This is a genomic window from Pseudomonas sp. B21-047, from assembly GCF_024748775.1.
In the GTDB taxonomy this organism is placed as follows: Bacteria; Pseudomonadota; Gammaproteobacteria; order Pseudomonadales; family Pseudomonadaceae; genus Aquipseudomonas; species Aquipseudomonas capeferrum.
The window spans coordinates 3,378,187-3,395,895 of sequence record NZ_CP087169.1 but is presented as its reverse complement, the minus strand read 5'-3'; the positions used below and the strand labels follow the sequence as shown (position 1 = coordinate 3,395,895).

Annotated in this window: 14 protein-coding genes; 6 read left to right on the top strand and 8 right to left on the bottom strand. The window is 65.2% G+C overall.

Going from position 1 to position 17,709, the window contains the following annotated elements; all coding sequences use genetic code 11:
* Nucleotides 1–67: 67 nt before the first annotated feature.
* From LOY26_RS15345 to LOY26_RS15310, 8 genes are all read right to left on the bottom strand, one after another.
* A complete protein-coding gene (locus tag LOY26_RS15345) occupies nucleotides 68–1,855 on the bottom strand; it encodes a thiamine pyrophosphate-requiring protein (RefSeq protein ID WP_186664411.1) in 1,788 nt (595 codons plus the stop codon).
* Between the two features lie 77 nt (nucleotides 1,856–1,932).
* Nucleotides 1,933–2,541, bottom strand: coding sequence for a TetR/AcrR family transcriptional regulator (locus LOY26_RS15340; protein WP_258713751.1), 609 nt, complete (start codon nucleotides 2,539–2,541; stop codon nucleotides 1,933–1,935).
* On the bottom strand, nucleotides 2,534–3,847 hold the full coding sequence (locus tag LOY26_RS15335) for an MFS transporter (RefSeq protein ID WP_258713750.1): 1,314 nt from the start codon (nucleotides 3,845–3,847) through the stop codon (nucleotides 2,534–2,536). Before LOY26_RS15335 ends, LOY26_RS15340 begins: the two co-directional genes overlap by 8 nt.
* Before the next feature lie 60 nt (nucleotides 3,848–3,907).
* The gene (dmpG, locus tag LOY26_RS15330; protein WP_186664405.1) at nucleotides 3,908–4,939 is read right to left on the bottom strand and encodes a 4-hydroxy-2-oxovalerate aldolase; all 1,032 of its coding nucleotides are present in this window, start codon (nucleotides 4,937–4,939) and stop codon (nucleotides 3,908–3,910) included.
* A 10-nt stretch (nucleotides 4,940–4,949) separates the two neighbouring features.
* Nucleotides 4,950–5,879 (bottom strand): acetaldehyde dehydrogenase (acetylating), encoded by a 930-nt coding sequence (locus LOY26_RS15325; protein ID WP_258713749.1) that lies wholly within the window; start codon nucleotides 5,877–5,879, stop codon nucleotides 4,950–4,952.
* Between the two features lie 38 nt (nucleotides 5,880–5,917).
* Nucleotides 5,918–6,709, bottom strand: coding sequence for a fumarylacetoacetate hydrolase family protein (locus tag LOY26_RS15320; protein WP_258713748.1), 792 nt, complete (start codon nucleotides 6,707–6,709; stop codon nucleotides 5,918–5,920).
* A 66-nt stretch (nucleotides 6,710–6,775) separates the two neighbouring features.
* Entirely contained in the window at nucleotides 6,776–7,549 is a 774-nt protein-coding gene (locus LOY26_RS15315) for a glucose 1-dehydrogenase (protein WP_186664392.1), read from the bottom strand.
* A 48-nt stretch (nucleotides 7,550–7,597) separates the two neighbouring features.
* Nucleotides 7,598–8,578 (bottom strand): flavin reductase, encoded by a 981-nt coding sequence (locus LOY26_RS15310; RefSeq protein WP_186664390.1) that lies wholly within the window; start codon nucleotides 8,576–8,578, stop codon nucleotides 7,598–7,600.
* 216 nt (nucleotides 8,579–8,794) lie between these two features.
* Here LOY26_RS15310 and LOY26_RS15305 point away from each other — a divergent pair, with 216 nt between their 5' ends.
* The 6 genes from LOY26_RS15305 (at nucleotide 8,795) to LOY26_RS15280 (ending at nucleotide 17,709) form a co-directional block, all read left to right on the top strand.
* Nucleotides 8,795–10,231, top strand: a complete 1,437-nt coding sequence (locus tag LOY26_RS15305) for a coniferyl aldehyde dehydrogenase (protein ID WP_258713747.1) — start codon at nucleotides 8,795–8,797, stop codon at nucleotides 10,229–10,231.
* A gap of 65 nt (nucleotides 10,232–10,296) precedes the next feature.
* Nucleotides 10,297–11,889: an amidase gene (locus tag LOY26_RS15300; RefSeq protein ID WP_186664386.1), complete on the top strand. Its 1,593-nt coding sequence runs from the start codon at nucleotides 10,297–10,299 to the stop codon at nucleotides 11,887–11,889.
* 129 nt (nucleotides 11,890–12,018) lie between these two features.
* Complete coding sequence (locus tag LOY26_RS15295) at nucleotides 12,019–13,206, top strand: acyl-CoA dehydrogenase family protein (protein WP_186664384.1); 1,188 nt, start codon at nucleotides 12,019–12,021, stop codon at nucleotides 13,204–13,206.
* Nucleotides 13,207–13,273: 67 nt separating this feature from the next.
* Nucleotides 13,274–14,980 (top strand): FAD-dependent oxidoreductase, encoded by a 1,707-nt coding sequence (locus LOY26_RS15290; RefSeq protein WP_186664375.1) that lies wholly within the window; start codon nucleotides 13,274–13,276, stop codon nucleotides 14,978–14,980.
* A gap of 9 nt (nucleotides 14,981–14,989) precedes the next feature.
* Complete coding sequence (locus tag LOY26_RS15285) at nucleotides 14,990–16,684, top strand: FAD-binding protein (protein ID WP_258713746.1); 1,695 nt, start codon at nucleotides 14,990–14,992, stop codon at nucleotides 16,682–16,684.
* Complete coding sequence (locus LOY26_RS15280; protein WP_258713745.1) at nucleotides 16,681–17,709, top strand: ferredoxin--NADP reductase; 1,029 nt, start codon at nucleotides 16,681–16,683, stop codon at nucleotides 17,707–17,709. Before LOY26_RS15285 ends, LOY26_RS15280 begins: the two co-directional genes overlap by 4 nt.

The window sequence follows — 17,709 nt, the reverse complement described above, 5'->3', positions numbered from 1 at the left end:
TCGACTGCGTCTACGGTGTGCGACTGACCCTGGCGGGCAAACGTTCAGCGTTTCTGCCCAGCTGCCGTCACTTCTTCCCCGGTAGCACCGAACTGAGCACCTGCTTGGCCGTCTGCACGATGACCCCGGCCTGGTCAGGGTCGCCCTTGAGCAAGGTACTGGCGAATTTCTTCGCCTGTTCCAGCTTGATATGCGGCGGCAGGGGCGGCACGTTGGGGTCGGTCTTGAACTCGATCAGCACCGGGCGATCGGCGTTCAGTGCGCGTTCCCAGGCGGCTGCGATGTCTTCTTCACGGTCGACGAAAATGCCCTGCAGGCCGATGGAGATCGCGAACAGGTGGTAGGGCACGTCGGGAATCGACTGCGACGCTTCGAACTTGGGGTCGCCTTCCATGACCCGCTGTTCCCAGGTGACCTGGTTGAGGTCCTCGTTGTTGAACACCGCACAGATCCATTGCGGGTTCTCCCACTGCTGCCAGTACTTGGCCACGGTGATCAGCTCGGCCAGGTTGTTCATCTGCATCGCGCCATCGCCGACCAGGGCCACCACCGGGCGCTGCGGATGGGCGAATTTCGCGGCAATGGCATAGGGCACGGCGGCGCCCATGCAGGCCAGGCCGCCGGACAATGAACACTGCATGCCTTGGCGAATCTGCAGGTCGCGCGCATACCAGTTGGCGCAAGAGCCGGAATCGCTGGTCACGATGCTGTCGTCTGGCAGGCGCGGGGACAGCTCGTACACCACGCGCTGCGGGTTGATCGGCTCGGCATGGACCATGGCACGTTTGGCCAGGGTGTTGTCCCAGCGTGCGCGCCAGCCCTCGACCTTCTTGCGCCAGCGCCGGTCGGTCTTGTGTTGCAGCAGGGGCAGCAATGCTCGCAAGGTCTCGCCAGCGTCACCGACCAGGTTGACCTCCATGGGGTAGCGCAGGCTCAGCATGTCGGGTTGCAGGTCGATCTGCACGCCACGGGCCTGGCCCTCCTTGGGCAGGAACTCGGCATAGGGGAACCCCGAACCGACCATCAGCAGGGTGTCGCATTCGTTCATCATCTGGTAACTGGGCTCGGTCCCCAGCAAGCCGATGGCGCCGGTCACCCAGGGCAGGTCATCGGCTACTGCAGCCTTGCCCAGCAGCGCCTTGGCCACCCCAGCGCCCAACGTGTCTGCGATGGCGATGATTTCATCGGTTGCCTGCAAGGCCCCGGCGCCCACCAGGATGGCGACCTTGCGCCCGGCGTCGAGCACGTCGGCGGCGCGTTGCAGGTCGCTGTCATAGGGCACCACCTTGGGTTTGCTGTAGCCGATGCCCGAATGCACGGTGCCGTGGGCACGTGGCGGTTCGTGGTAGGGCAGGTCCTGCAGGTCATTGGGCAGAATCACCGCCGTCACCCGCCGCTCGCCGACGGCAGTGCGCACGGCGCGGTCGAGCAGGTGGCGTACCTGCGAAGGTGTGGAGGCCTGCTGGACGAATGCACCGGCCACGTCCTTGAACATCGACAGCAGGTCCAGCTCCTGCTGATAGTGCCCACCCAGTGCCGCCCGTGCCTGTTGGCCGACGATGGCCAGCACCGGCATGTGGTCCATGCGCGCGTCGTACAGGCCCGTGAGCAAATGCGATGCGCCGGGGCCTGAAGTGGCAATGCACACGCCCAGTTCGCCGGTGAACTTGGCGTGGGCACTGGCCATGAACGCGGCCATCTCCTCGTGGCGCGCCTGGATGAACTGGATCTTGCCGTTGGCCCGGCTCAGCGCGCCGAACACGCCGTTGATGCCGTCGCCGGGGTAGCCGAAGATGCGCCGCACCCCCCATTGATACAAACGCTCCACCAGAAAGTCGCCTACCGTGCCCGTCATTGTCTGCTCCCGTGCTGTGGTCGATAGGGGTCTGGACTGGGCTTGCGCTGGGAAAGTTTCAACGCTGTGAACAACTGCTAGAGGGGCGGCTGGGGCTGTACGTGGAGCAGGCGCTGGGTCATGTGTACGAAGTGCGCTTCCAGGCGTGAGGCTGTCCACGCCGGCGATGTGTGGCGCAGCGCGTCGGCGGTGCCCACCAGGGCCATGATCGCCAGCGCGGCCGACTCGGCTTCGATACCTGCAAAAATCCCTTCCTTGAGGCCTTTGTGCACCAGGGCCTGCAACTGCAGCCGCAGGTTATCCGGGCGGCGTGCCAGCCACTGCTGCAGGTGCGGTTCCAGGTGATGCTGTTCGCGCTCCAGCACCTTGACGTGCAGCGGGTGCGCGGCCTGCCAAGCCAGAACGAAGCGTATGAAACTGTGCAATTCACCCAGTACGCCACGACGCTTTTGGAACGCGCGCCAGGCGCTGTCGCGTGTTTCGAGCAGGTCCATGAGTACCCACGACAACAAGTCCTGCTTGCTCGCCACATGGTGGTAGAGGCTGCCCGGCAGCAAGCCGGCGCGGCTTGCCAACTGGCGCATGGACATGGCGCCGTAACCCACCTCGGCAAGCAGTTCGGTGGCCGCGTCAATGATGAACCGTGCGCATTCGGCATCCGCCGCCAAGTTGCCTTGCTTAGGCATAGCTGGCCCCCCGGACGTGGCCGTTCAGGTGCTGGTGGGTACGCCACAGCAACGCCAGCGGTATGACGATCGTGCAACTGACCAGCAGCAAGGCGTAACGCAGCGATTCCTCGGCAAACACCGGCATCAGGGCATCGCTGAGCAACCCTGTGGCCAGCGGGCCGATACCGACACCACACAAGGTCGAGACAATGGTTTGCAACGCTACCGCCGTTGCCCGGCGCGAGGCCGGTACCATTTGCGTCAGCAGTGAGAACGAAGGGCCCACCCACCACACCGAGAAGAAGCTGGTCAGTGCGCACCAGAGCATCGCGCTGGGTACCGGAATGCTACCCACCTGCATCAGGATATCGCGGGGCCACAGCAGGTAGATGATCAGCGCACTGCTGCCCAGCAGATGGCCGATCACCGGTACGCCAATGTGCCAACGCAGGCTCCTCACGGCCAGGTGGTCGGTCAGCCAGCCACTGAACAAGGCCCCGAGCCCGGCACAGGTGCCGCCCACCAGCCCCGCGAGGATGCCGGCGTACTGCAGCGGCATACCGTGCGAGCGCACCAGGAAACTGGCGTTCCACATCGCATAGCCATAGGCGCTGAAGGTGGTGAGCCCGCAGGCCAGCACCAGGCAGCGGTAAGGCGGCTGCGCCCACAGTTCACGGGCGCTGGCCCACAGGCCCGGCAAGGGATGGGCGGCCTGTACCGTGAGGTCGAAACGCCCGCGTGCCGGGTCGCGCACGACAAAGGCGCACAGCGCGCTGATGACAAAAGCGGGCACGGCGACCGCAAAAAAGGCGCTGCGCCAGCCGTATTCATCCACGACCCAGGCGCCCACGCACAAGGCGATGATCGTGGAAAAGGTCGGCGCAGCGGTGTAGCAGGCGATGGCGAACGAACGTCGGTGGGGTGGATAGAGGTCGGCAATGAGCGACATCGAGGTAGAGGTGCTGGGCGACTCGCAGACCGCCACGGCCATGCGGGCGATCACCAGCATCGCGAAGCTGCCGGCCAGGCCGCAGACCACGGTCGCCAGCGCCCACAACAGCGTGGACGCGGCCAGCAGGCGGGTCCGCGGCATGTGGTCGGCCAACCGCCCGGCGGGCAGGCCCAGCAGTACATACACGGCCGCAAATGCCAGGCCTGAAACCAGACCCATGGCGGTGTCGCTGACTGCGAACTCCTGTTTGATCGGCTCTATCATCACGGCAATGATCTGCCGGCCGACAAAGTTGTCGGCGTACATCATCGCCAGCAGCAACAGCAGCCCATGGCTGCGCCAGCCAAGGGGCGAAACAGGCGTAGTGCGCATGGGTGACTCCTGCAGGTGCCGAGCGCGAAGGCCCAGGCTGCGCCCGGGCGACAGGGGAGGTCAGGCGTGTGCCTTGCGTTGCCTGGCCAGGGTCAGGGCGGTGTCTTCGATCATGTCCTCCTGGCCGCCGACCATGCCACGGCGGCCCATTTCCACAAGAATCTCCCGTGCCGGCACGCCGTATTTCTGCTCGGCGCGTTTGGCGAACAGCAGGAACGAGCCATAGACGCCGGCATAACCCATCGTCAGGGCATCGCGGTCGCTGCGGATGGGGAAGTCCATGATCGGCACCACCAGGTCTTCGGCCACATCCTGGATGCCGAAGACACTGACCCCGGTCTCGATGCCCATGCGGTCGCACACCGCAACCAGCACTTCCATCGGCGTGTTGCCGGCACCGGCGCCCAGGCCGGCGCAGGCCGCATCGATGCGCGTGGCACCCGCAGCGATGGCGGCGATGGAGTTGGACACCCCCATCGACAGGTTATGGTGGCCATGGAAGCCGATTTCGGTCCCGGGTTCGAGCGCTGCGCGCAGCGCCGCCACCCGTGCGCTGACATCGTGGGGCAGCAGGTAGCCGGCCGAGTCGGTGATGTAGATGCAATTGGCGCCGTAGCTTTCCATCAGCTTGCCCTGCTGGGCCAGGCCTTCCGGGCTGTTCATATGGGCCATCATCAAGAAGCCGACAGTGTCCATGCCCAGCGTTCGCGCAGCGGCAATGTGCTGCTGCGAAACATCGGCTTCGGTGCAGTGGGTGGCGACCCGAAGGGTGCTGACACCGAGCTCGAACGCCATGCGCAGGTGGTCGACCGTGCCGATCCCGGGCAGCAGCAGGGCCGAGACCTTGGCGTGGGTCATCAACGGAATGACCGCCGACAGGTACTGTTCGTCGGTGTGAGCAGGGAAGCCATAGTTCACCGAACTGCCGCCCAGGCCATCGCCGTGGGTCACTTCGATCAGCGGCACACCAGCGGCGTCCAGCCCACAGGCAATGTCTTTCATCTGCTGCAGGGAGATCTGGTGGCGTTTGGGGTGCATGCCGTCGCGCAGGCACATGTCGTGTACGGTGATGCGTTTGCCGTGAAGGTCCATGGCGCACTCCTTAAACGGTGGCAGGGTGGGGGGCAGGGCGGGGGAGCGCGAGTTCGCCCTTGAGCATCGCTTCGGCAAACATTTCGGCGGTGCGCGCGGCGGCAGCGGTCATGATGTCGAGGTTGCCGGCGTACTTGGGCAGGTAGTCGCCCAGGCCCTCGACTTCCATGAAGATCGACACCCGGTTGCCGTCGAACACCGGCCCGTTGACCAGCTTGTACCCCGGCACATAGCGCTGCACCTGCTCGATCATGTTCGCAATGGCGGTGCTGATGGCGGCTTGGTCGGGCTCGCCTTCGGTCAGGCAATGCACGGTGTCGCGCATGATCAGCGGCGGCTCGGCAGGGTTGACGATGATGATCGCCTTGCCCTTTTTCGCCCCGCCCACCTGCTCGACCGCCGCAGCGGTGGTGCGGGTGAACTCGTCGATGTTCTTGCGCGTGCCGGGGCCGACCGACTTGGACGCTGCCGTCGCGATGATTTCGGCATACGCCACCGGTTGCACGCTGGATACCGCAGCCACCAGCGGAATGGTCGCCTGGCCACCGCAGGTGACCATGTTCACGTTCATCACGCCCAGGCCAAGGTTATGTTCGAGGTTGACCGGCGGTACGCAGTAAGGGCCGATGGCGGCGGGTGTCAGGTCGATCATCAGCACACCCAGGGCATTGAGCTTGCGGCTGTTTTCGGCGTGCACATACGCGGAGGTCGCGTCGAAGGCGATCTGGATACCGTCTTCAAGGACATGTGCCAGCAAGCCGTCGACGCCGTCGCTGGTGGTTTTCAGGCCCAGTTCGGCGGCGCGGGCAAGGCCTTCGGAGTTGGCATCGATGCCCACCATCCACACCGGCTCCAGCACTTCACTGCGTTTGAGCTTGTACAGCAGGTCGGTACCGATATTGCCGGGCCCGATGAGGGCGCATTTGATCTTTTGGCGCATGGCATTGTTCTCGATCAGAAGAAGTTGAAGCGAGCGGGTCAGGGCACGAAATTCAGGTGCAGCACGCCCATGCCGCTCAATGACAGGCTGACGAAATCCCCCGCTGCGACGGGCACCAGGGGTGCCAGGGCACCGGACAGGATGATTTCGCCCTTGCGAAAGGGGATGCCCAGCTTGCCCAGGGTGTTGGCCAGCCACGCCACGGCATTGCAAGGGTGACCTTGCACGGCGGCGCCCAGGCCGCTGCCGGCGGTGTGGCCGTTCTTGAACAGCTGCAGTTGAACCTGGGCCAAGTCCAGCTCGCGCGGGTTGATGCGCTGCTGGCCCAGGGCGAATACCCCGCAGGAGGCGTTGTCGGCCACCGTGTCCTGAATGCGGATCTGCCAGTTGTCGATGCGTGAGTCGACGATTTCGAAGCACGGCAGCACCCACTCGGTGGCCGCCAGTACATCGTCTGCACTGACCTCGCCGCCTTTCAGGTCGTCGCCCAGCACGAAGGCGATTTCGCCTTCGGCACGGGGCTGGATCAACCGGTGGATGGCAAAGCTGACGTCGCTGTCGCCGGCAACCTGCATGCGGTCCGTGAGAAAGCCGAAGTCCGGTTGATGCACGTCGAGCATTTCCTGCACGGCGCGGCTGGTCACGCCGATCTTCTTGCCGATCACCCGCTCGCCCATGGCTTCACGCCGGGCGAGCAGGCGCAGGGAGATGCGGTAGGCATCGTCCAGACTGATGTCGGCGTGGCGCTGGGTCAGCGGTGCCACGCTCTTGCGTGTTTGCAGGGCGTTGAACAACTCGTCGCCCAAGGCTTCAATCAGGTGCGCATCCATGGAAAGGTCGCTCTGTGACAAGTGAACGAAAGGCCAGCCTGCTTGCGCCAGCCGCGGCAACGAGGCTCAGCCCGGCCAGACGCTGGAGTCGGCGCCGCCATCGACATCGATGATCTTGCCGGTGACCCAGGCCGAGGCGGGCGACGCCAGGTACAGGGCTGCTGCGGCAATGTCCTCTGGCTGGCCCAGGCACTTGAGCGGGGTGTTGGCTTCCATCGCGCTGCGCATGGCAGCCGGCATCACGCCGGCCAAGGCGTCGGTGAGGATCGGCCCAGGGGCGATGGCATTGACCCGGATCTGCGGAGCAAACTCTTGTGCCAGCAGCCGTGTCAGGTGGGTCAATGCCGCTTTGGCCGTGCCATAGGCGCTGAAGTGGCGCTGGGCATAGCGCGCTGCCACCGAGGTGATGTTGATCAGGTTGCCGCCGCCGGCTTCGCGCATCAGCGGCACGCACAGCTGGGACAACGCATAGGCGGCGCTGACGTTGAAGCTGAGCACCTGCTCGAAGGCCTCGGGGCTCATCGTCAGCGGGTCGTTCGGGCCGCCACCGCCGGCGTTGTTGACCAGGTGAGTGACGCGCCCCAGTTGTTCGCGGGCCTGGCTGACCAGGGCGATGCGCTGCTCGCTGTCGGTGACATCGCAGCTGATCGCCAGGGCGCGGCGCCCTCGGCTGCGCACGGCGTCGGCGACGGCTTCGACATCGGCCAGTGACCGCGCGCTACAGACCACATCGGCGCCGGCATCGGCGTAGGCCAGGGCAATGGCACGGCCGATGCCGCGGCCGCTGCCGGTGACAATGGCGACACTGCCGGTGAGGTTGAAACGTTGCAGAATGCTCATGGCTGTCCTTTCAATGCAGGGGGCTGTCGGGGTGCTGCCGGGGCTGGCTCAACGTGGCGCCCAAAGGTCCGGCAAGCCTGGGTCCGAGGTGGCGATCAGGCGTTTGAGCAACACCTTGAGTGCCTGGGCATCGCCGGCGCCCAGGCGCGCGGCGATGTCCTGCTCGACGGCCTTGGCCAGTGCCACTTCCTGCAGTGAGGCGGCGCGGCCATCGGCGGTCAGCACATAGCGCACCTGGTTGTCGTCGATTTCCCTGGCCACCAGGTTCTGCCGTTCGAGAAAGCGCATGCTCGACGCGCTGACCACGTGGCCGGTGTAGCCGACGAACGCGTTGATTTCATCAAGGCTCAGGTTGTCGCGGATGCACAGCGTCGAAAGGATGAAGAACGCGTGCTCGTCGAGCTGTTGGTTTTTCAACAGCCGGCGCAAGGCATACAGCATCTGGTAGTGCGAGCGGCCGAGCAGGTAGCCAAGCAGGTCTTCGGTGTAACTGCATTCAGGCGGCGGTGGGGTGGTGGCCAGGCGCAGTTCGCTGCGCGGCTTGCGCATCGCCAGGGCGTACTGGCCACTCTGGAAGGCCAGCGGCGCGCGGTCGCTGTGGTCGAAGGCCAGTACTTCACCGACAAAGATCACATGGTCGCCACCTTCGTATTGGAAGGCGGTGCGGCATTGAAAGCGCGCGGTGCAGTCCTGCAGCAAGGGCGCGGCACTGATGCCGGTGTCCAGCTCGATTTCAGCGAACTTGTCTTCGCCCTGGCGCGCGAAGCGCCCGGACAGGCATTCCTGTTCGGTGGACAGCACGTGCACGTTCCAGTGGCGGCCACCGCTGAACACCGGCAGGCTTCTGGCATTCTTCGCCAGGCTCCAGAGCACCAGCGGCGGGTTGAGCGAAACCGAGTTGAAGCTGTTGGCGGTGATGCCAACCGGCGTGCCGTCTTCAGCCTGAGTGGTGATGATGGTCACCCCTGTGGTAAAGGTGCCGAGCGCGGCGCGAAACGCTTGGGGGTCGAAACAGGCAGGCGTTGCCATGATGGGCCTCATGGAGTGGTTGTGCGTGTTTGCAGTATTCCCAGCGTTACGGGGCTTTACATCGTCTCAATGGACTAACGTTTGCGGCCTACTCGTCCACATGGACGAGGCGCCCGGCGCAGGTCTGGGGCTAGTTTGCGGTGAGGGCGTCGAGGTGGGCGGCCATGGTGGGTACAGCGCGCACATGCTGGCCTTTGAACAGTTGAGGAGGCACCAATGGGTTGTGCAATTTCATCCGTCGACGGTCTGTCGGCCCTGTTGTCAGAGCAAAAGGCTGCGTTTGCCGCAGCAGGGGCCGTTAGCGCGCAGGCGCGCCGGTCCCGTATCCAGCGCGTGATCGACATGCTGGTTGCGCACCACATGGCGTTGGCCGAGGCCATGGATGCCGATTTTGGCGGCCGCCCCCAGGGCTTTTCACTGATGAACGATGTGTTGGGTTCGCTGGGGTCGCTCAAGCATGCGCGCGATCACCTGGAGGGCTGGATGCAGGATCAGCCTCGGCAAGTCTTCACGCCGTACGACCAACTGGGCGCCGAGGCCTGGGTGATGCATCAGCCCAAGGGCACGGTGGGCATCCTGGGTACCTGGAATGCCCCGCTGTATACCTTGCTGAGCCCCTTGGCCTCGGCCCTGGCGGCGGGCAACCGGGCTATCCTCAAGCCTTCGGAGGTGGTACCGCATACCGCCGCGCTCATTGCCCAGCTGATAGGCGATTGGTTCGACCCGCTCGAAGTGGCCGTGGTCACCGGTGGCGAAGACCTGGCAAAGGCGTTTACCGCGCAGCCTTTCGACCATCTTGTGTTCACCGGCGGCACCGAGGTGGGCAAGTCGGTGATGCGCCACGCCGCCGACAACCTGGTGCCGGTAACCCTGGAGCTGGGCGGCAAGTCGCCGGTGATTGTCGGGCGCAGTGCCGATATGGCCACGGCGGCGTACCGCATTGCCGTGTCCAAGACCACCAACGGTGGCCAGGTGTGCATCAACCCGGACCTGGTCTACGTGCCGCGTGAGCAGCTTGAAGGGTTTCTCGACGCGTTTGCCAGTACCTACCGCGAGCTGATTCCTGAGGTCAGCGACAACCCGGATGTGGTCGCGGTGGTCAATGCCCGGCACCTGGCGCGGGTCGAAAACCTGGTCCAGCAGGCCCAGGGCGCCGGTGCCCGCGTGGTGAGCCTGCCCTACGCGCTAGCGGCCGATGCGGGCAACCGACGCCGTCCGCTGCAACTGGTGATCGACCCACCTGCCGACAGCCTGATCTTGCGTGAAGAGATCTTTGGCCCGGCGATGGTGATACTGCCGTATGACGAGGTCGACCCCGTGCTGGCCCGGATCAACGCCGGGCCGCGGCCGCTGGCCCTGTACTACTTCGGCACTGACCCGCAAGAGCAGCAGCACGTGCTGTCGCACAGCCTGTCGGGCGGTGTCACCCTCAACGACGTCATGATGCATGCCGCCCTGCATGACGCCCCGTTCGGCGGTGTGGGCGCCTCTGGCATGGGCCATTACCACGGCCGTGAAGGTTTTCTCGAATTCAGCCACATGCGCACGGTGCTCAAGGCGCCCGAGCACGACCCACGCCGCGAATGGGGCTTGTTGCCGCCGTACAGCGAACACTTTCTGGCAGCCATGGTGGCGCAGATCACACCGGACTGAGCGCGGTTGTGCCCGCAGGTGCACTGACCACATGACAATCACAACAAAAAAGCGGAATTCAGTACATGGAAAAGAACTCTTTGCCCCTCGGCGACAGTGCAGGCTTGGCAGCTGAGGGGGCCGTGCAGGTGTGGCCGCGGCGCCAGGTCCTCAAGGCCGGTGCCGTGGCCGTGGGGGTAGGGCTGCTGGGGCGTTTTGCCGATGCTCGGGCGGCGGGCCTGTCGGCCAGCGATTACCTTGGTCTGGACGCCTGGGACATGGTCAAGGGCCTGCAGGCCGGCCAGTTCAGCGCCGAAGACCTGCTGGCGGCGGCCATTGCGCGCTGCGAGCAGGTCAACCCGAAGCTCAACGCGGTCAATATGCGCCACGATGATTACGCCAAGGCGCTGCTTGCCGCCAGGCGCCAGGCGGGCACCCTGAGCCAGGGCGCGCTGGCAGGGGTGCCGATTCTGCTCAAGGACCTCAACACCTTCCTGCAGGGCACCCGCACCAGTAACGGCAGCCGCTTGTTCAAGGATGCGCCGCCGGCCAGTGTCACCAGCACCTTGATCAGCCGCTATGAAGCGGCCGGCGCGGTGCCGTTCGGCAAGACCACCAGCCCCGAGTTTGGCCTGACCACCACCACCGAGTCGCTGCTCTGGGGGCAAACGCGCAACCCTTGGAACCTGGCAATGAGTGCCGGCGGCTCGTCCGGTGGCTCCAGTGTCGCAGTGGCCGCTGGCATTGTTCCGGTCGCCCATGCCACCGACGGCGGTGGCTCGATCCGTATTCCCGCGTCCTATTGCGGTGTGGTGGGGTTAAAGCCGACGCGTTACCGCACACCCAGCGGGCCGATGCGCCTGGAAGCCTCGTTCGGTGCCAGCGTCGCCAACGTGGTGTCGCGCAGCGTACGGGATACGGCCTTGTTCCTCGACGCCGGGCAGGGGCACGAGCTTGGCAGCCCCTACTGGACGCAACCGCTGCAACGGCCCTATGTGCAAGAGCTCGGCCGCGACCCGGGCCGCTTGCGGGTGGGCCTGGTACGCGAGTCCATGACCGGTGCCGCGCTGGACCCTGCGGTTGCCAAGGTGCTCGAACAAACCGTCAAGCAATTGCTCGACCTGGGCCATGAGATTGAAGAACTGCGTTTGCCCATTGCGCCCCAGCAGTTGTTTGGCGCCCATGGTGCGGCGATGGGCAATGCCTTGCTGGCCATGGTCAATGACCGTGAGAAAGCGCTCGGCCGAGCCTTGGGCCAGCAAGACCTGGAGCTGATCACCTTTGGCGTGTTGGCGCGCGCCAGCAAAGTCACGGGCGAGGGCGTGGTACGCGCACGGCAATCGTTCGAAGATATCAGCATGGCCATGGAGCAACAGTTCGAGCGGTTCGATGTGATCTTGTCGCCCGTCACCTCCGGCCTTACCCCGGCCCTGGGGGAGCTGTCGCTGAATCAGCCCTACGAAAGCTATGCGCAAAAAGCCATGGGCAGTGCCGGCTTCACCGTGCTCGCCAACGTCAGTGGCCAACCGGCGATTTCCCTGCCGCTGGGCATGAGCGACAGCGGCATGCCGGTGGGCATGATGTTCACCGCACGACTCGGTGGCGAGGACGTGCTGCTGCGCCTGGCTTCGCAACTGGAACAGGACCGCCCCTGGGCTGCGCGCCGCGCCCCGGTGTAACCAGACGGTGCCACGGAAGGCGCCCCAGGCCTGTGCTCTAGTCCGCTTTGACGATGAATAATCGTTTGCTGCGTTCGATCATCAATCACCGCCCGCGCAACCGCGCAACGAGATTGGGAGAACGAACGGATGGACAGCATGCGAGTAAAAACGCCCGAAGAAGTCGAACTGCTGGAACGCGCCCGGCGTATGGTGCCCGCGCTGAAAAGCCGCACGGCGCAGGCGGACCGAGAGTTCCGGGTACCTGACGAGACGATGTTCGAGCTGCAGCAGGCCGGTTTGCTGCGGGCCTTGCAGCCGCGGTCATTCGGTGGCTACGAAGTGGACCTGCGCACCTTCTTCGAGATCCAGATGACCCTCGCCGAAGGCTGCATGTCCACGGCCTGGATCTACGGGGTGATCGGTGTGCACCCCTGGCAACTGGCGCGCTACCCGGTCGAGGCCCAGCGCGAGGTATGGGGCCAGGACTCGGCCACATTGATCTCGTCCACCTACATGCCTGTGGCCAAGGTCGAGCCGGTTGAAGGCGGTTACCGCATCAGCGGCCGCTGGGGGTTTTCCAGCGGCAGTGAACACTGCCAATGGTGCTTCCTCGGCGGCATATTGCCGGCAAGCGGCGAGCAGCCCGCCGAGCACGGCACCTTCCTGATCCCGCGCAGTGCCTACCGCATCGAACACAACTGGGACGTCCTGGGCCTGCGCGGTACCGGTAGCCACGACATCGTGGTCGAAGACGCCTTCGTGCCGGCGCACCGGGTGCAGCGCACCAACAACTGCACCCTCGAGGCGACACCGGGGCGCCTGGTCAACACCAACCCGATCTACGCCATTCCCTTTGCCCAGGTGTTTACCCGTGCCGTGTCGTCATCGGCCATCGGCGCCTTGCAAGGGGCCATCAACGAGTTCCGTGCCAACGCTGCCGCACACATTGGCAAGCATGGCATGCGCACGGCCGACGACCCGGTGGCGCAAACCACGGTGGCCGAGGCGACGATCATCGTCGATGGCCTGCGCCTGGTGCTGGAGCGCAACTACGCGCACCTGCTGGCGCTGGCCGAGGCGGGCGAGTACCCGGACGTCGAAACCCGTCTGCTGTACCGCTACCAGTCCTCCTATGTGACCAATATCTGTGCCGAAAAAGTCAACGAGCTGCTGCGCTGCATGGCCGCGTCCGGGCTGTACAACACCAACCCGGTGGCCAGGCTGTTCCGCGACCTGCACCAGGCGCGCGGGCACATTGCCAACAACTACATGGCCTTCAGCCGCAGCCTGGGGGCGGTGCAACTGGGCCTGCCCAACCCTGACCCCTACGTGTGAGCCGTGCCCGCAGCCCCCTGGCCGCAGCGCCGGGATTATCCGATCACACAGCCAAGGCATAACAACAATGAACGCTAACGCTCAGCCTGCTTCCCACTATGACGTGATCGTCGTTGGCTCCGGCGCCGGTGCGATGACGTCGGCCCTGTTTGCGGCCGACCAGGGCCTCTCGGTACTGGTCGTCGAAAAAAGCGACAAGTTTGGTGGCACGTCGGCGATTTCCGGCGGCGGTATCTGGATCCCCAACAACCACTACTTTGCTGCCAAGGGCGGCCGCGACAGTGTCGACCTGGCGCTGCGCTACCTCAAGGCCGCCACGGGTGAACACGGCGACGAGAAGCGCTTGCGCGCCTACCTTGAACATGCGCCGCAGATGATCCATGCCCTGGAGCAGAGCAGCCATGTGCGCTACGCCGTGGCCGAGAAGTACCCGGATTACTACCCGCAACTGCCCGGCGCACTGCAAGGCGGCCGCACCCTCGACCCGCAGTTGTTCGACACCAGCCTGCTCGGCGACGAGCTGGAAAACCTGCGCAAGCCATCGCCTTCGACCTTGCTCATGGGCCGGGTGGCCTGGACGGCCCGGCATGCCCATAAAGTCATGTCGCGCTCATTCGGTTGGCGCTTGCTGATCGTGGGGCTGATGCTGCGTTACAAGCTGGACTTCAAGTGGCGGCGCAAGGGCCGCCGTGACCGCCGTGCGGCATTGGGCAGCGCGTTGGTCGCTTCGCTGCGCCGTTCATTGATGGACCGCCAGGTACCGCTGTGGCTGAACACCGACTTTGAAGCGCTGTTGACCGAAAACGGCCGCGTCAGCGGTGTGCAGGTACGCCGTGACGGCCAAGCCCTTGATCTGCATGCCCGGCATGCCGTGATCTTCGGTTCGGGCGGCTTCGAGCAGAACCAGGCGCTGCGCGAGCAGTACCTGCCGCAACCCACCCAACGCGACTGGAGCGCCACGCCACCGGGCAACAACACCGGTGCGGCCTTGCAGGCCGGCCAGGCGCTGGGGGCGGCCACCGCCTTGATGGACTGGGCCTGGTGGGCACCGACCATTGCGGTACCCGGCGAAGACAAACCACGCGGGGTGTTTGCCGAGCGCGCCTTCCCCGGCGCCATCGTGGTCAACGGGCGGGGCCTGCGTTTTGTCAACGAGGCCGCGCCGTACCTGGAGTTTGTCGATGCCATGTACCGCGACAACCAGGGCGGCGGCAAGAGCATTCCGGCCTGGGTCATTTTCGATGGGCACTTTCGCTTCAACTACGCCATGGGCCCGTTGATGCCGGCCCAGGTGATGCCCGACAGTCGCTTGCGCAAGGAGTGGCTCAATAGCTTGTATTTCAAAGCGGACAGCCTGGCGGCATTGGCCGGGCAGATCGGCGTCGATGCAGCGGGGCTACAACAGACCGTGGCGCGCATGAATGCTTACGCGCAAAGCGGTGTCGACCTCGAATTCGGCCGTGGCGGCAACGTCTTCGACCGTTATTACGGCGACAGCAACGTCAAACCCAACCCGTGCCTGGCACCGCTGAGCAAGGGCCCGTATTACGCCATGCGCCTGGACGCCGGCGATATCGGCACCAAGGGTGGGTTGTTGACCAACGAGCATGCCCAGGTGGTTTGCCAGGACGGCGTAGCGATCCCGGGGTTGTATGCCATTGGCAACTGCTCGGCGTCGGTCATGGGCACCAGCTACCCCGGCGCCGGCGGCACGCTCGGCCCGGCCATGACCTTCGGTTACATCGCGGCCAGGCACATTGCCGCCCATGCGTGAGGATTCGCCATGTCTGCTGCTGACAAATCAACCTGCACCGATATCCAACCCGCGCTGCAGGTGGCCGATGCCGAGGCACTGCGCTGGGATGAGCACTGTGATGTGCTGGTGATTGGCTGGGGCGCTGCGGGTGCCTGCGCAGCCCTTGAAGCGCGCGCCCAGGGCGCTGATGTACTGGTCGCCGACCGCTTCACCGGCGGCGGCGCCAGCGCCAAGAGTGGCGGTGTAGTCTATGCCGGCGGTGGCACTCGCCAGCAGCGTGCTGCGGGTTTTGACGACACGCCCGAGGCGATGTTCGCCTACCTCAAGCACGAGACCCAGGGCGTGGTGGCGGACGCCACCTTGCAGCGCTTTTGCCAGGACAGCGCCAGCAACCTGGCGTGGCTGGAGCACCAGGGTGCGCCTTACGACCACCGCATGCCGCCCGGTGGCAAGACCTCGTACCCACCCGATGGCTATTTTCTGTATTACTCCGGTAATGAGACGGTGCCTTCGCACTGCGGTGATTTGCCACCCGCCCCGCGTGGCCACCGTACCGTGGGCAAGGGGCAGTGCGGCGCGGTGCTGTATTCGCACCTGAAGGCTGCATGTTTGCGCGAGGGTGTGCGCGCCCAGGTGCAGGCTGCGGCCCGGCGCCTGGTGGTCGATGGCAGCGGCTGTGTGCTGGGCGCGGAGCTCTGGTGCCTGCCTGCTGGCAGCGAAGAGGCGCGGCTGCACGGCAAATGGGCAGCACGTGCCGAGCGTCTGCAAAACTTCGCACCGCGCTACTGCGACACGTTGCGCAAGCGCCTGCACCACCTCGAGCGCACCTTTGCCAGGCCACGGCTGGTGCGGGCCAGGCGGGGCGTGGTGTTGAGCACCGGTGGGTTCATTTTCAACCGCGAACTGATCAGCCAGCATGCGCCGAAGTTTCGTCGCAACTTCAAGGTAGGTGCCACCGGCTGCGACGGCAGTGGCTTGCGCCTTGGGCTAAGTGTCGGTGCCGTGGCCGATCGCCTGGCGCGGGTTTCTGCCTGGCGCTTCATCAACCCGCCGCTGTGCTGGCCCAAGGGCATCGTGGTCAACACCCTGGGCCGGCGCTTCGTCAACGAAGAGGTCTACGGCGCCACCCTGGGCCAGCCGCTGTGCGAAGAGCAGGGGGGCAAGGCATGGCTGGTGCTCGACGCCCGCTTGCGCAAGCAGTCCATCAAGCAAGCGCTGTTCTCCGGTTACTGGTGGTTCCAGAGCTTGCCAGCACTGGTGCTGATGCTGTTGCAGGCGCGCAAGGGCCAGAGCATCGAGCAACTGGCGCAGGCCACCGGCATGCGCAGCGATGAACTGCGCAATGCACTGCAGGCCTACAACGCCGCAGCCCGCGGCGATGCCAGCGACCCTTTCGGCAAGTCTGTGCAAAGCCGGCAAGTGCTCGACCAGGGGCCGTTCTATGCCTGCGACATCTCGGTGGGCAACCCGCTGTTTCCGCTGGGCGCGCTGACCCTCGGCGGCCTCAAGGTCGATGAGCACAACGGCGCCGTGCTTGATGGGCAAGGGCAGGCCATCGCAGGCCTGTTCGCGGCGGGCCGTACGGCAATCGGTATCCCTTCGCATTTGTACGTCAGCGGCTTGTCGCTGGCCGATTGTGTGTTTTCCGGACGGCGTGCGGGGCAGGCGGCGGCCGCTGCCGTGGCGCGCAGCGCAGTCCACAGCCGTGAGCCGCTGATATGAGCCTGAATTACCTGACCCTGCGCGTCACGCGCGTAATTGAAGAAACCGCTGACAGCCGTTCGCTGGAGTTCGAACTACCTGAAGCGCAAGCCGCGCATTTTCGCTACCGGCCTGGGCAATTTCTGACCTTGCGTGTGCCCTGCGGTGACGGCTGGTTACCGCGCTGCTACTCGCTGTCCAGCACCCCACTGCTTGATGAGCCGCTGCGGGTGACCATCAAGCGGGTTCGCGACGGGCGCGCCTCGAACTGGTTGTGCGATGCCGTGCAAGCCGGCGATAGCCTGCAGGTGCTGGCCCCGGCCGGTGTCTTCGTGCCGCCGCAGCTGGACACCGACCTGCTGCTGTTCGGTGCCGGCAGCGGGGTAACGCCGATGCTGTCGATCCTGCGCTCGGCGTTGTTGGCCGGTAGCGGGCGGATCTTGCTGGTTTATGCCAACCGCGATGAAGCCTCGGTGATCTTTCGCGAACAGCTCAAGCTGCTGGCGTGCGCCCACCCGCAGCGCTTGCAGGTGATCCACTGGCTGGACTCGGTGCAAGGCATACCGTCGGCCACCCAGCTGGCCGAGCTGGCACGCCCGTTTGCCCATGCCGAAGCCTTTATCTGTGGGCCCGGGCCGTTCATGGATGCGACGGTCAGCGCATTGCAGGCCCTCGGTATGCCGGCGGCCAAGGTGCATGTGGAGCGTTTTGTCTCGTTGCCCGAAGAGGGGGCGGTTGCCGTGCCTGTCGTCGTCGACACCGCGCACCCCACCAGCCTGCTTTCGGTACGCCTGGACGGTGAGGAGTTCGAGGTGCCGTGCGCCGAGGGCGAGACCTTGCTCGATGCCATGCGCCGTGCGGGCCTGAGGCCGCCCAGTTCGTGCCTGGTCGGCGCTTGCGCCACCTGCATGTGCACCGTTGAAAGCGGCGCCGTCGAGATGCTGCGCAACGACGCGCTGGAACCCCACGAAATTGACCAGGGCTGGACGCTGGCGTGCCAGTCGCTGGCCCGCAGTGAGCATCTGCGCGTGCTCTTCCCCGAATAA